Annotated in this window: 13 protein-coding genes; 5 read left to right on the forward strand and 8 right to left on the reverse strand. The window is 61.1% G+C overall.

The genetic code is table 11. The annotated features are described in order from the left end of the window. Positions 1 to 63: 63 nt before the first annotated feature. The gene (locus BUA36_RS11395) at positions 64 to 900 is read left to right on the forward strand and encodes an NAD-dependent protein deacetylase (RefSeq protein ID WP_072784481.1); all 837 of its coding nucleotides are present in this window, start codon (positions 64 to 66) and stop codon (positions 898 to 900) included. Here BUA36_RS11395 and BUA36_RS11400 read toward each other — a convergent pair whose 3' ends face one another. From BUA36_RS11400 to smpB, 3 genes are all read right to left on the reverse strand, one after another. Next, the gene (locus BUA36_RS11400) at positions 901 to 1,452 is read right to left on the reverse strand and encodes a FlgO family outer membrane protein (RefSeq protein WP_072784483.1); all 552 of its coding nucleotides are present in this window, start codon (positions 1,450 to 1,452) and stop codon (positions 901 to 903) included. Beyond that, on the reverse strand, positions 1,452 to 2,144 hold the full coding sequence (locus tag BUA36_RS11405) for a hypothetical protein (protein WP_072784485.1): 693 nt from the start codon (positions 2,142 to 2,144) through the stop codon (positions 1,452 to 1,454). Before BUA36_RS11405 ends, BUA36_RS11400 begins: the two co-directional genes overlap by 1 nt. A gap of 166 nt (positions 2,145 to 2,310) precedes the next feature. Beyond that, entirely contained in the window at positions 2,311 to 2,760 is a 450-nt protein-coding gene (gene smpB / locus BUA36_RS11410; protein WP_072784488.1) for an SsrA-binding protein SmpB, read from the reverse strand. Positions 2,761 to 2,835: 75 nt separating this feature from the next. Between smpB and BUA36_RS11415 the strand changes: the two genes are divergently transcribed. After that, positions 2,836 to 3,270: a type II toxin-antitoxin system RatA family toxin gene (locus BUA36_RS11415; RefSeq protein WP_072784491.1), complete on the forward strand. Its 435-nt coding sequence runs from the start codon at positions 2,836 to 2,838 to the stop codon at positions 3,268 to 3,270. Next, positions 3,260 to 3,559: an RnfH family protein gene (locus BUA36_RS11420; protein ID WP_072784493.1), complete on the forward strand. Its 300-nt coding sequence runs from the start codon at positions 3,260 to 3,262 to the stop codon at positions 3,557 to 3,559. The genes BUA36_RS11415 and BUA36_RS11420 overlap by 11 nt, the downstream gene beginning before the upstream one ends. A gap of 11 nt (positions 3,560 to 3,570) precedes the next feature. On the opposite strand, the gene BUA36_RS11425 is transcribed toward BUA36_RS11420, so the two are convergent. Continuing rightward, positions 3,571 to 4,767, reverse strand: coding sequence for a DUF7379 domain-containing protein (locus BUA36_RS11425; RefSeq protein ID WP_072784495.1), 1,197 nt, complete (start codon positions 4,765 to 4,767; stop codon positions 3,571 to 3,573). 130 nt (positions 4,768 to 4,897) lie between these two features. Here BUA36_RS11425 and BUA36_RS11430 point away from each other — a divergent pair, with 130 nt between their 5' ends. Together BUA36_RS11430 and BUA36_RS11435 are read left to right on the forward strand one after the other, a co-directional pair. After that, a complete protein-coding gene (locus tag BUA36_RS11430; RefSeq protein ID WP_072784497.1) occupies positions 4,898 to 5,734 on the forward strand; it encodes a substrate-binding periplasmic protein in 837 nt (278 codons plus the stop codon). 103 nt (positions 5,735 to 5,837) lie between these two features. After that, positions 5,838 to 6,575 carry a hypothetical protein gene (locus BUA36_RS11435; protein WP_139260481.1) on the forward strand — a complete coding sequence of 246 codons (738 nt, stop codon included), beginning with the start codon at positions 5,838 to 5,840 and terminating at the stop codon, positions 6,573 to 6,575. A gap of 20 nt (positions 6,576 to 6,595) precedes the next feature. Here BUA36_RS11435 and BUA36_RS11440 read toward each other — a convergent pair whose 3' ends face one another. The 4 genes from BUA36_RS11440 to BUA36_RS11455 are packed head-to-tail and all read right to left on the reverse strand — an operon-like array spanning position 6,596 to position 13,140. Beyond that, positions 6,596 to 8,851 carry a beta-glucosidase family protein gene (locus BUA36_RS11440; protein WP_072784502.1) on the reverse strand — a complete coding sequence of 752 codons (2,256 nt, stop codon included), beginning with the start codon at positions 8,849 to 8,851 and terminating at the stop codon, positions 6,596 to 6,598. A gap of 21 nt (positions 8,852 to 8,872) precedes the next feature. Then, on the reverse strand, positions 8,873 to 11,248 hold the full coding sequence (locus BUA36_RS11445) for a GH36-type glycosyl hydrolase domain-containing protein (protein ID WP_072784503.1): 2,376 nt from the start codon (positions 11,246 to 11,248) through the stop codon (positions 8,873 to 8,875). 13 nt (positions 11,249 to 11,261) lie between these two features. Beyond that, positions 11,262 to 12,599 (reverse strand): MFS transporter, encoded by a 1,338-nt coding sequence (locus tag BUA36_RS11450; protein WP_072784504.1) that lies wholly within the window; start codon positions 12,597 to 12,599, stop codon positions 11,262 to 11,264. A gap of 28 nt (positions 12,600 to 12,627) precedes the next feature. Then, a complete protein-coding gene (locus BUA36_RS11455; protein WP_229255673.1) occupies positions 12,628 to 13,140 on the reverse strand; it encodes a gluconokinase in 513 nt (170 codons plus the stop codon). Between the last annotated feature and the right edge of the window lie 72 nt (positions 13,141 to 13,212).

Here is a 13,212-nt window from a genome sequence, read left to right on the forward strand (position 1 = left end):
CTCGACCAGGCTGCTTACGGCCAGAGACATTTGTCACTTTCTGATGTGTTGTACCATTCGGGTATGAACCTGAACCAGCAAATCGATCATCTCCAGACCTTTCTGCACCAGCACCAGCGCGTGCTGGTACTGACCGGCGCCGGCCTGAGTACGGCGTCCGGCATTCCCGATTACCGTGACAAGGACGGCGTGCGGCGCGGCCGTAACCCGATCCAGGGACCGGATTTCCGCAAGTCCGAGGCGGTGCGGCGCCGTTACTGGGCGCGCAGCATGGCCGGCTATCCGACGCTGGCGGGCGCTGCGCCGAATGTGGCGCACCATGCGCTGGCGGCGCTCGAGCAGGCGGGCCGCATCCACAGCGTCATCACGCAAAACGTCGACGGCCTGCATCAGCGCGCCGGCAGCCACAAGCTGATTGAGCTGCATGGGAATATCCATGGCGTGGTGTGTCTGGATTGCCGCACCGTCCATCCGCGCGCCGAGATCCAGCACTGGCTGGCGCAGGCGAACCCGGAACTGGTGCCGACCGGCCCGGCTGGCGAGGTAGTGCCGGAAGCGCGTCCCGACGGCGATGCGGAAGTGGAGCTTGATGAATTCCAGGATTTCCAGCTGCCTTACTGCGCAGCCTGCGGCGGCACCCTGCAGCCGGACGTGATCTTCTTTGGCGATAACATCCCGCCGCAGCGCACGGCGGCAGCGTTGCAATGGGCCGAGGAGGCCGATGCGGTGCTGGTGGTCGGTTCCTCGCTCATGGTGTTTTCCGGCTACCGCTTTGCCAAACTGGCGGCGCAGGCAAACAAGCCGATCGCGGCCATCAACCTGGGCAAAACCCGGGCGGATGACCTGATCGGCTTGAAGGTTGAGGCTGCGGCAGTGGATGTGTTGCCGTTGCTCCTGTAGTTAATTCCGTTGCAGCATGGAGCGGATGATGGCTTCCTTGGCCAGCACGTAGTCATGGCCAGCCAGCACGAAGTTGGTGTTGGGCTGGATCACCTTGATGTTGATGAATACCATGTCGCTGGTCTCCGCGTATGAGCCCACCACGATTGCTTGCGCATTATGGCTGTTGGCCACTTCGCCGATCTCACGGGTCAGCATCAGCTCGCCCTGGTTGCGTTTCAGGTAGACGCTGTTGCGCAGCTTCATCTCCAGCATGGCCAGGCCGCCTTGCGCCATGCGCGTGGAAATCTGTTCGGATACCAGGCGCCCCAGCGTGGTGGTCTGTTCAAGCGCGTCGATATTGACCACGGTGGCGACGATCAGCGGCTTGTCGGCCACCAGCTTGCCGCTCAGCTGCTGCAGTAGCGCGTCGGCGGCCTTGTAGTTGGCGTTGATGAACTGGTTGGACGAAATGGTCGAGTAGTTGCCTTCTTCCTGTTTCGGATTCGAGGAACAGGCAGCCAGCAGCAGCGGCGTGGCCAGCACGGCGGTGCGCAATACGGTCTTCAGCATTACAGGTCTCCGCGTACCTGGAAGGTACGGGTCAGTTTAGGTTCTTCGGGCTGGGGATCGACGATGCCGTACAGGAAGCGGTCGCTGTCGGCCACATAATAGGCCGAGGTGTTGCGTGCCAGATAGCGGTACTGGTCGGACACCGAGACGGTAATGATGATTTCGGTTTTAGGTGTGTCGCCTGGCGCGAACTGGGCGTTGATCCAGTTATGGCCATCCACTGCACCAGCTCCGGCAGCCACATTGAACAGCACTGGCGCTTCCACTGCGCTGAGCAGCCAGACGCCGGCGCCGATCGCCGCCAGTTCGCCGTGGTAGCGGTATTGCGGACGGTTGACTGCAAACGTGACTGCCTGCACATCCATGTCGACCTTGAGCGAGCCGGCCGGCGTCCGCGAGACCACATAGCCATCATTGACCAGCGAGGTGGTCAGCTGAGCCGCCAGCGCGCGCTGGAATGGGTTGGGATCCTTGGCTTCATTGATGTAGACCGGGCGCGGCGGGCTCTTCTTGAGCTCGGCCGCCACGCGTTTCTCGATATTGTCGGCAATGACGCCCCAGTGATACGCCGCCTGCAGCTTGGCTTGCTTGGTAGTGGGGAAATTGGCGGCCAGCGGCGTCGGCGTATAGCGCGCCGCACATCCTGCCAGCAGGATGCCGGCTGCCAGAGCTATTGCAGTTTTCAGCGCCATAATTGCCTCGTCGTCAAAAGTACACTGTCCAGATCGCGGCCACACGCAAGCCACGAATGTAAAATCGTTGTTCTCCCAGTTTAGCATGGATGTTTCTAATTAGAAATTCTCCACCCAATAAAAAACCCGGTGCAAGACCGGGTTTTGTACAGGGCGCGCAACAGTTTTAGCGGCGGTGGGTTTTCATGGCTTGCGCCACTTCGCGCTTGCCGTCGCGATCTTTCTCGGTAGCACGTTTGTCGTGCATCTTTTTGCCCTTGGCCAGGCCGATTTCACATTTCACGCGGCCGCCCTTGAAATGCAGGTTGAGCGGGACCAGCGTATAGCCGGCGCGCGTGACTTTACCGATCAGCTTGTCGATTTGCTCGCGGTGCAGCAGCAGTTTGCGGGTGCGCACCATGTCCGGCGTGATGTGCGTGGAGGCGGTCGGCAGGGCGCTGATGTGGGCGCCAAACAGGAACAGCTCGTCGCCCTTGATGGTGACGTAGGCTTCCTTGATCTGGACCTTGTTATCGCGGATGGCCTTGACTTCCCAGCCTTCCAGCACGATGCCCGCTTCAAAGCGGTCTTCAATGAAATAGTCAAAAAAGGCTTTTTTGTTATCAGCTATGGTCATGTGTTCGTATCGGTTAAACTACTGCTGCGCGCGCAAAAGCGCGAATAATTCAACATCATAGCAAATGGTTAGACAATGGCAGTAGTGCACAAATCAGTTTTACTCGGTTACAGCGCCCAACAAATGTTCGATCTGGTCGCTGCGATCGAGGATTATCCGAAATTTCTGCCATGGTGCGGTGGTGTGGAGATCAAGGAGCGCAGCGAGGATACCGTGGTGGCCAGCGTTGGCATCAATTACCACGGCGTCAAGCAGAGCTTTACTACCTCCAACCAGAATACCGTGCCGACCGAGATCAAGATGAAGCTGGTGGACGGTCCTTTCAAGTGTCTGGACGGCGTGTGGACCTTCAAGGCCTTGCGCGAGGATGCGTGCAAGATCGACCTGGACCTGCATTACGAGTTTTCCAGCGCCTTGCTGGCCAAGCTGGTGGGACCGGTGTTTGGCATGATCGCCAACAGTATGGTGGACTCCTTCTGCAAACGGGCGGAAACGGTCTATGGCAACTGAGGCCTTTACGATACAGGTGTGCTACGCCAGCGACGCGCTGCAGTTCCTGCGCGACTTGCAGGTACCGGCCGGCACCACGATCGAACAAGCCATCGCCCTGAGCGGCGTGCAGCAGGAGGTGCCGGGCCTGAACCTGAGCGAATTACAGGTCGGCATCTACGCCAAGAAGAAAACGCTGGACACCGTGGTGCGGGAACACGACCGCATCGAACTCTATCGCCCGCTGATCGCCGACCCCAAAAACGCCCGCCGCCGGCGTAAATCTGCACCGGTGGAGCCGGCCGCCTGAGCACTGCCGCCTTAACGTAAATGCTGCAGTAGAAACGCGCGCGTGGCGGGCTGGCGAAAGAATTCTGTGTGCCACACTTCGTTTTGCTTTTGTTCCGCAGTGCCAAAGCTGAGTAGGTGGGCGTCGTCGGGCGTGGCCTGCGGCAGCAGCACGTTGGCGTAGGGGACGATCAGGTCGCTGGCGCTGTCCATGAGGGTGTGACTGAGCAGGGCGCCCGTGCGTTCCAGTGCTGAGTGGCCGTAGTCGAAGTTGGCGCGTGCATAGTAGCTGCTGGCGCTGGTAAGCAGCGTGGCGCCGTGGTCGAGTTTGCCGATGAGTTCGGAGCCGCTGGCCAGCGCCTGTATGCTGGGACGGCCGAAACCCAGCGACAGCACCATGCGCGCCAGACCGATCACCACATCCAGCGCCATGCCGCTGCTGAAGGACGCCAGCAAAGCCGCCGCATTCAGAAACTGTTGAATTTCATCGGGCGACGCCAGCGGCGAACCTTGATTGGCCGCCGCCACGAACATCACGGTACCGATTTTGCCGAAGCGTCCGCTACGCGCCTGGACGATGTCGGGCATGGCTTGCGTCAGCAGTGATCGGACCACCAGACCACCACGGCTATGGCACAGGATGTCGACCTCCCACGCCACGTCCTGCGGCAGCAGCGACAGCAAATCCAGGGCGTTGCGTTGCGGCGTCTTGGCGATGGTCCAATGGTCGTAGCCGAACACGCGGCCTTCGTAGCGCTCCAGCAGCGGCTGCAGATCGACGTCCGCAAACGCACCTTCGATAGAGCTGAACACGCCGTGTACCAGCAGCAGTACCTTGTGCCCGCGCGACGCGGCCAGTTCCTCCGGCGTGGCGGCGACGCCGTAACCATGGCGCAGTGACAGCAAACGCTCTGGCTTGTTGTGCTCCTCGATCTTTTCGATCATCGACTGGGTCATGTGCTCGCCGGTCCGCAGCGTGGCCTGGACGATCCAGTCCCAGCCTTGCGGCGCCAGCGTGGCCGGGCCGGCCGCCGGAAACACAAACTGTACACAGCCATTATCCTTGTGGCGGACGATGTGCAGCTCGCCATCGGCAATGTGCGCGACGGGCAGCGGTGGCGTGCCGATCAGCGGCTCCAGGCCTGGCGGCGCCGACAGCAAGGCGTGATCCGCTAGCGCATCATCCATGGCACGGTGGAGTTCGGCTTGCTTGGCGGGCGTCAGATTCATGCTGCTAGTGTACCGCTATCCCCTTGGCGGCTTGACACTGTTGCAAACCGGCTTGGCTGACCTCATTCGCGCTTACCGCAGTGCATCAATGTGCGATACACTCGCCATTACTAGTTGCCAAGAGTCCGTGATGAGACGCAACCGCTTGTTTCTGCTGGCCAGTTTGTGGTGCAGCCTGCCCTTGGCGGAGGCGGGCGGCGATTGCCCGTCCATGACCCGTGTCGGTTTCAGCGACCTGGGGTACACCTCGTATCGCGAAAACGGCCGTATCAGCGGCATTGCGGTGGACGTCGTCAATGAACTGGCGCGGCGTTCCGGCTGCAAATTCGAATTCCATTGGTATCCACGCCAGCGCCTGTTTGTCGAGCTGCAGGCCGGACGCATCGACATGGCGATGGGCGCCTTCCGCACGCCGGAACGCGATGCCTATGCGCGCCATTTGCCTTACGCCTATCTGCAATATGATTTGATATTGCGGGATGCGTCGGGACAGAGCTACGCCAGCCTCAGTGACTTCGTCGAGCGCGGCACGGGGCGGCTCAACATCACGCGTGGCCTGGTCTACGATTCAGCGATCGAGACGCAACTGGCGCGGCTGGCCACTGCCGGCCGCCTGGAGCTGGTGAATGACTTTGAAACGGTGTTCGGCAAACTGGAAATGGGCCGTGCCGATGGTACGGTCGCTACCGCCGCCATCTATGCCAAATACCTGCAGCATCCGCGCCTGAAAGACAGCGTGACGGTCATTCCGATTGCGGAAGCTGCGCCGCGCTTCACCGGCATTTATGTCTCGAAGAAGAACATCAGTCCCGAGGTGCGGCTGCGTTATGCAAGCGCACTCAAGACGATGGTCGCCGATCAATATGTGGCTGGCCTGTACGGCCGTTATATAGACGAAGCCACCATCAAACGCACTTTCCGCCTGGGCGCTGCGCCATTGCAGGCAGCGCTGTCCACATCTGATTAAGCAAGGAGCTTTTCTGACTCAGCCCGATTACAGCAGGTATGACGACGCCGCATTGCGCCAGGCGCTGCGGACGATTGATAAAGACCGTTTCCCCGAGCGCGTCGTGCAGATAGAGGAACGTCTGGCCGAGTTGGCGGCGGCGCCATCGCCATCCCCCATGTCCGCGCCAGTTGCGCCACCATCGTCATATCGCCCGGTGTTGCGCCGTGCCGGTCTGGTCATGCTGGTGCTGGGCGCTGTTGATCTGGGCCTCGCTGTCTGGCAGTTCATGCAAAGCGGCGGTACGACCTTCGGGCTGAATTACGGTGCGCTGATTAGCGCTGTGCTGCTGTTGTCCGGTGGCCTGGCGGTCAGCGAATTCCTGCGCTGGATCGGCTGGCTGGTGCTGCCGGGCGCGGTGCTGGCACTGGTGACTGTGTTTGCGCAGCCGCTTGATCTGAGCCTGGTCCAGTTACGGCAAGCCCCGGCCAACTATCTCACATCCGTGGTGCCGACGGTGCTGTCGCTGGTGGCGCTGCTGTGGTTATTGCGCGAACTCGGTAGCGCGCCGCTGATGCAGGCACGCGCTATCGAAGGCCGCAAGCTGCGCAATATACGGGTGCCGCAAGCACTGGGCGTCTTGCTGGCGCTGGGCGGCGCCACTGTCCTTGTGGTTGCATTGAACGGCGACCGTGCGCAGCACGCGCTGGCACTGGCCAGCCAGCACGGTGGCAAGCAGTTACACTACCATCTGCGCTCCATCAATGTAATCAAGAGCGATGGCCCCACGCGCGTCGCTTCGGTGGTGACCGTTTGGGATGACAAATCGGTAGGCTACCTGCAGGTCAACTGGCAAGAGTAGCCTTTGATGCTGCCCGCAGCTTAACGCGAGCAGCAGCCGTTGACGTCTACCGTTCTCGCTTCCAGCTTGACCTTGACGCTGGCGGCCGGCGCGGCGCCAGCCGAATCAGCCAGGGTGACGAGGTATTCACCAGCTGCGATCTTCCAGGTTTTGCTGGCGCTGTCGTACACACCCAGCAAACGCGGATCGATTTGCACGGTGGCGTCGCCGCTGGCGCCAGCTTTCAGATCCTGCTTGCTCCAGCCACCGAGGCGCTTGGGCGCTTCCCAGCCGCCCGCTACTGATGATACATAGACCTGGCCGACGGCCTTGCCATCACGTTTGCCGGTGTTCTTGATGCTGAAGCGGACTTCAATGCCATTGCCGGCCGGTTTGGCGCTCAGGCCTTCATACGCAAAGCTGGAGTAGGACAGGCCGTAACCAAATGCGAACAGCGGCTTGTGGCCTTTGAGGTCAAACCACTTGTAGCCAACGGCGGCGCCTTCGATGTTGTAGTCCGTGCTTGCCTTCTCGATGATGTTTTCATCCTTGGTTTTGGCATCGCCATCGAGCACAGGGCGTGGCAGCTGCGTCAGCGAGGCCGGGAAGGTGACTGGCAGGCGGCCGGACGGATTCACGTCGCCATTCAGAACGCGGGCAATCGCCGCACCACCGCTGGTGCCCGGATACCAGGCCTCCAGCACCGCGCCGACATTGTTCAGCCATGGCATCACCACCGGTCCGCCGGTTTGCAGCACCACCACGGTTTTCGGATTGGCCTTGGCCACCGCTTCGATCAGCGCGTCCTGTCTGTTCGGCAGATTCAAGTCCTCGGCGTCCACACTCTCGCCCATCCACTGATTACCGAAGACGATGACGACATCGCTGCCGGCAGCCAGCCTGGCGGCCGCCGCAACATCCTTGCCGTCGTTATAAGCCAGTTTGGCTTTGGTGAGCCTGGCCAGTTCGCCCATCGGCGAGGAGCGGTGATACACCATAGGACCAGGGAAGTGCTTGGGTCCTTCGTTCGGTACCGGAGAACCGCCAACCGGATACACCTGCGCCGAGCCGCCGCCCGACAGCACGCCGACATCCGCATGCCCGCCGATGATGGCGATACTGCGCACGCTTGAGGCCAGCGGCAACAGGCCGTTATAGTTCTTCAGCAGGACGATGGCTTCTTCCGCGTCGGCCTGGGTGATCCTGGCGTGCGCCGCGAAGTCGATGCCCGCATCTGCGGAGGCAGGCTTGGTGACTGGATGCTCCACCAGGCCGTTGGCAAACATGGTGCGCGTGATGCGTTTCACCATGTCGTTCAGGCGCGTTTCCGGCACGTGACGATTGATGACCGCTTCCTTCAGCGGGTGATTGAAGTAGTCCGATTTGTCGAACGGGTAGCCTGACTGCTGATCCAGGCCGCGCAGCGCTGCCGGAATGGTGGAGTGCGTCGCACCCCAGTCGGACATGACGTAACCCGGATACTTCCAGTCCTGCTTCAGCACCTGGTTAAGCAGGTAGTCGTTCTCGCAAGCGTAGTCGCCGTTGACGCGGTTGTAGGCGCACATCACCGAGCCAGGCTGGCCGCGTTCAATCGCGAACTGCATGGCCAGCAGGTCGGACATGCGGCCGGCCTGGTCGTCGATCTTGACGTTGATGTGATTGCGGTTGGTTTCCTGGTCGTTGAAGGCGTAGTGCTTAACCGTAGAAATAATATGGTTCGACTGGATGCCGCGTATCTGCTCGCCGACCATGACGCCGGCCAGCAGCGGATCTTCGCCGGCATATTCGAAGTTGCGGCCATTGCGCGGTTCGCGCAGCAGGTTCACGCCGCCCGCGAGCTGGATGTTGAAGCCGGAACTGCGCGACTCGCTACCGATCATGGCGCCGCCGGCAAAGGCGACGGCCGGATTCCAGGTCGCAGCGGTGGCAATGCCAGATGGCAGGGAGGTACGTTCATACGGTTTCCTGGACACGGCCTGGGTGGCGACGCCCACACCTGCATCCGACTGCCATTGCGGCGGCAGGCCAAGGCGCGGAATGCCCGGCACATAACCGGCCGAATCGGGACGGCCTTCTTTCGGCGGTTCGAATTTCTTTGGTGCGAATTCGGTCGAGAAGTAGGCAAACACGGTCTGGATTTTCTCGTCCAGCGTCATCGCCTGAACCAGCTGGTCGGCGCGTACGTCCGGTGACAGCGCGGGATTGAGCCAGGGTTGACTGGCGTCCGCAGCGTGTGCGCCGCCAGTCAACATGAGAGGATAAGCCAGTGCCAGCGACAAGCAGAGACGCTTCTTCATACGATTACCGTGTCCTTGTAGTTATGGTGAGCGCGGAATGAAAACCTCCAGCGCATAAGTTTTGCCCACAACGATACCGGTGATACGCGATGTAGTCAAACGTTTACCATCGCAATGCAACTGGATTTTATCGACGTCCGCACGTTGTATGGACACATTGAAGGTCGCGTGGCGGAACTGGCGTACCACCTTGATGCCGTCCCAGTGCGAAGGCAGCTGCGGTTTGACGGACAAGCCGTCAGCACAACCCTTTAACCCGCACAGTCCCTCGACAAAACACAGGTAGGCCCATGACACGGTACCGGTGTTGAACAGCTGGCTGGAACGTCCTGCCGTACGCGGATACTCACGCCAGGCGCCGCGATAATAGTTGGGGATAAAAACGGGAAGTTGGCCACGTTGAAGGTAATCGATTTCTTCCGGCCCTGGCAGCATCTTGCGCAGCAGCGCATAGGCGCGATCGCTCTCGCCGATGGCGTACAGGCTGTAGATGTAGAAGATGGCTGCGTGGTTGTACACCGCGCCGTTTTCCGCCGAACCGGGATGCTTTTGCGTGACGCGGCCAACGTCGTCGCGCATGGCGCTGTAGGGTGGTGCGAACATCTGCACGCCGTAGGGCGTCACCAACTGCTGTTCGACCTGCGCGAGCATGGAGGCGCGCTGGCCGGTATTCGCTGCGCCGCCCAGAATGGCCCAGGCCTGCGGGTTGAGCCAGATGCGGCCTTCCTGGTCTTTACGGACGCCGAAAGTGACGTTGTCGTCGGTGATGCCGCGCGCGTACCAGTCGCCGTCCCACAGATATTCGTTGGCGGCGCGATTGACGGCACGTGCGCCAGCGCGGAAGTGCTTTGCGCTTTCGGCCAGCGAAGAACTGGCGCCGGTGGTTTCGCAAATCTCCGCCCACAGATTGAGGGCGTAAGCGGTGGCCACCGTCAGCCAGCCGGAGACGCCGCGCCCTTTGTAGCCGACCATGTTCATCGGGTCGCACCAGTCGCCCTGGGCGATGTAGCTCAGGCCTCGCTTGTCGCGCGCCTGCAGCAGCCAGTCCATGGCGCTGCTCACGCGTTCCGAGACGGTGAGGGCAACGCCGCTGTCCGCGCCGATGACGTCTTCATTGAGGATGTCGTAATCGGCGGTTTCGTTGAGATAGACCTTGAGCGCAACCGGCAGCCAGACGCAATGGTCGGTATGCGGCACCTGGTTGATGTATTTGAGTTCTGCGCCTTCCGCCAGCAGTATCCCGTCCGGCATGGCGCCGCTGGCTTCCTGCTGCGACAGCGCGTGCAGGAAGGCCTTGCGCATGACGCTGGGCTTGATGAAGCTCATGCCCATATTGTCCTGCAGGTAGTTGCGGGTTTGCGGATCGGTGCTCAGGCGATTGACGTCGCCGTGATAGAACACCTGGCGCGGTAGCCAGTGGTTGACGAAGTTGTCCAGGTCCGCGTCCGGTGTTTCGATGTGCAGGCATCCACGGCCGCTGGCGATGTAGTCCGCATAGTCCTTCGCTGTGGCCGCGAAGGCGTCGGCGCTCAGGTATCTGGCGCGGATGGCTTTGATTTCGGCGTCATCGAACGCGGGGCCGAACAGGAAGCGATAGTCGCGCGTTTCGCCGGCGGACAGCGACAGGCGGTATTGCACGGCGGCGGTTGGCGTCTCGTAGCGCGCGTCGCTGCCGCTCAGGTGTTGCGCCTGCACGCCGGACGGCTGGTGCAGGCCGCCTTCGCCTTCAAACGCGCTTTGCCGCGCATCCCATGCGTCGGGCGTTTGCTCGCACAGGAAGTAAGTCTGGTCCTTGAAGTCCTTTTGTTTGAAGTAGTCGGCGACTTTCTGATACGGCGTAACGCTGCTGGCGACGATGCCGCCCAGATCCGCGCGGTACTCGCCTGACTGGTTCATCCACGACATATACCCGATGGGGAAGTAGGGGTAGACGCTGATCTTGCGCGTTCGGCCGGACAGGTTGGTGACGCGCAGTGACCACAGTTCGACGACATCCCTGGATGGCAGGCCCAAGGTCAGTTCCATGCGTATGCCCAGATGCTCGACGGTCCACTGGAGATCGCTTTTACCGACCGAGAAGGTGAAGTGGTCGACTGGCGCGCGTACCGGTTCATATGGCGCGGAGAACAGCTCGCCCGTCTCTTCATCCTTGAGGTAGAAGAAGCGGCCCGGATGGTGTGCGTAATAGTTCTGCTCCGGCTGCATGAAAGTTTTGGCTTCCAGGTTGGGCGCGTGCGCGTACTTGGCAGGCTCCGGCTGCATGAACTGCGCGGTGGCGTAACCACGGCAGGTCATCTGTATCATCATCTGCTGATTCCACAGGAAGCCGGCTGCTTGTGGCATGGCTGTGGCGCTGGTCAGCTGGTAGCGGTCGCCGTTGTGGGTGGGGCGTAGCATGGGGGTGTCTCCGTCAGGATTGGCGGGCTTGCAGATCGGACTGGATCTGCAGCAGTTTGTGGTTATCCAGGTTGTAAGTGAACATCACCGCCACCGCGAGCAGGGCGAAGGCGGCGGGAATCAGCGACATCAGCCACACAATGCCTGCTTGCGAAACGGCTGTTTGAGCGGCGTTGGCGACGTATCCCAGCCGGGTGAAGATGCCGCCGATGACCGCAACCGCAATCGCGGTGCCCAGCTTTTGCGAGAAGGTAGCGGCGGCAAAGGTCATCGCGGTGGCGCGCCGGCCGGTGCGCCATTCGTTATAGTCGGCGGTGTCGGCGTACATCGAGAAAGCCAGCGGCGACTTCGGGCCGAGCGCCAGGCCCATGCCGATCTGCAGCGCGAACATCAGCCAGATCTGGTCCTTCTGCACAAAGAAGAAGGCGGTCGAAAGCAGGGAGGTAATCGTCATCAGCAGGATGAGCAGCTTCTTCTTGTCGATGAAGCGTGTCAGTACGGGCGTCAGTGCGGCGCCTGCGGCTGCGGCCAGCATGTAGGCGGGAACAAAACCGGCCATCAGATCCGGCCGCTCGACCACGTACTTGAAGTAGTAGGCGGCGCTGCTGGTGCGCAGGGTGACGGTAATCATGATGATCAGCGCGAGGAAGAACAGCGCGATCCACGGGCGGTTGTGCGACAGGTCGTACAGGTCTCGCCTGACGCTGGTTCTCTGACCGGCCGGCGGCGCGATGCGTTCGCGGGTGTTGAAGAAGGTCAGCACGAACAGCGTGCACGCCAGCACGCTCCACGCCAGCATGGTCAATTGCCAGCCCAGTTTATCGTTGCCGTCGCCCAGCTGGTGCACCAGCCATGGCGTCGCCGCCGTCACCAGCGTGCCGCCGGCAAATGCAAAGATGAAGCGCAAGCCATTGAGGGTAGAGCGCTCCTGCGCGTCGGCGGACAGCACGCCGGACAAGGCGTTGTATGGAATGTTGATGCAGGTATAGCACACCATCATGCACAGATAGCTGCCATAGGCCCAGAGGATTTTGCCGTCGTCGGACAGGTTGGGCGTGGTGTAGGTGAGGACGGCGGCGCATGCGAGCGGCAACGGCAACCAGACCAGGTAAGGGCGGAATTTGCCCCAGCGCGTGCTGGTGCGATCCGCGATGGCGCCGATCAGCGGGTCGGTGAAGGCGTTGAGGAGTTTGATGGTGAACATCATCGACGCGGCAGCAGCGGCGGAAATGCCAAACACGTCGGTGTAGTAAATCAGCAGGAAGGTGGCGATGTTGGTCCAATAAAAATTGAAGCCCATGTCGGCCACGCCGTAGCTGATTTTTTCACGCCAGGTCAGATGCTGGTTCACGTTGGACTTGATAGCGGTAACTGCAGCGTCAGGTCTTGAGAATCTGCTGCACCAGCTCTGCGGGCGGGCTGGAAATATCCAGCACGATGCCGGCTTCGTCGTCGTGCAGCGGTTCCAGTGTGGCCAGCTGGCTATCAAGCAGCGTCGCCGGCATGTAGTGGCCCTGGCGTGCCGCCATGCGTTCCGCAATCAGCTCGCGTGGGCCGGCCAGGTGGGCGAAACGCAGCTCTGGATCGGCGCTGCGCAGCAGGTCGCGGTAACGGCGCTTCAATGCGGAGCAGGATAACACCAGTCCTGTCCCCTGGATGCGCGCGCTGCGGATCTCGCGATGCAGCGTCCATAGCCAGTCGGCACGGTCGGTGTCGGTGAGCGGCATGCCGGCGGCCATCTTGGCGATGTTGGCGGTGGAGTGGTAAGCATCGCCTTCGAGAAAGGGGACGCCGAACGCCTGCGCCAATTGCCTGCCGATCGCGCTTTTGCCGCATCCGCTGACGCCCATCACGACCCAGCGTGGCTGCCTGGTTTGTACAGTTTTTAGCATAAATTTGTTAGCGCTAACAATGGTGGCCATTGTTAGACCGCTGTGGCATTTTGTAAAGAACAATCGATGCTG

This window comes from Duganella sacchari (assembly GCF_900143065.1).
Classification (GTDB): Bacteria; Pseudomonadota; Gammaproteobacteria; order Burkholderiales; family Burkholderiaceae_D; genus Rugamonas; species Rugamonas sacchari.

Excerpts from the sequence above, each read along its gene's own strand:
- BUA36_RS11415 (WP_072784491.1), top strand. The coding sequence starts at position 2,836 with ATGGCAGTAGTGCACAAATCAGTTTTACTCGGTTACAGCGCCCAACAA.
- BUA36_RS11430 (WP_072784497.1), top strand. The coding sequence starts at position 4,898 with ATGAGACGCAACCGCTTGTTTCTGCTGGCCAGTTTGTGGTGCAGCCTG.
- BUA36_RS11395 (WP_072784481.1), top strand. The coding sequence starts at position 64 with ATGAACCTGAACCAGCAAATCGATCATCTCCAGACCTTTCTGCACCAG.
- BUA36_RS11445 (WP_072784503.1), bottom strand. The coding sequence starts at position 11,248 with ATGCTACGCCCCACCCACAACGGCGACCGCTACCAGCTGACCAGCGCC.
- BUA36_RS11400 (WP_072784483.1), bottom strand. The coding sequence starts at position 1,452 with ATGCTGAAGACCGTATTGCGCACCGCCGTGCTGGCCACGCCGCTGCTG.
- BUA36_RS11405 (WP_072784485.1), bottom strand. The coding sequence starts at position 2,144 with ATGGCGCTGAAAACTGCAATAGCTCTGGCAGCCGGCATCCTGCTGGCA.
- BUA36_RS11425 (WP_072784495.1), bottom strand. The coding sequence starts at position 4,767 with ATGAATCTGACGCCCGCCAAGCAAGCCGAACTCCACCGTGCCATGGAT.
- BUA36_RS11440 (WP_072784502.1), bottom strand. The coding sequence starts at position 8,851 with ATGAAGAAGCGTCTCTGCTTGTCGCTGGCACTGGCTTATCCTCTCATG.
- BUA36_RS11420 (WP_072784493.1), top strand. The coding sequence starts at position 3,260 with ATGGCAACTGAGGCCTTTACGATACAGGTGTGCTACGCCAGCGACGCG.
- BUA36_RS11455 (WP_229255673.1), bottom strand. The coding sequence starts at position 13,140 with ATGCTAAAAACTGTACAAACCAGGCAGCCACGCTGGGTCGTGATGGGC.
- smpB (WP_072784488.1), bottom strand. The coding sequence starts at position 2,760 with ATGACCATAGCTGATAACAAAAAAGCCTTTTTTGACTATTTCATTGAA.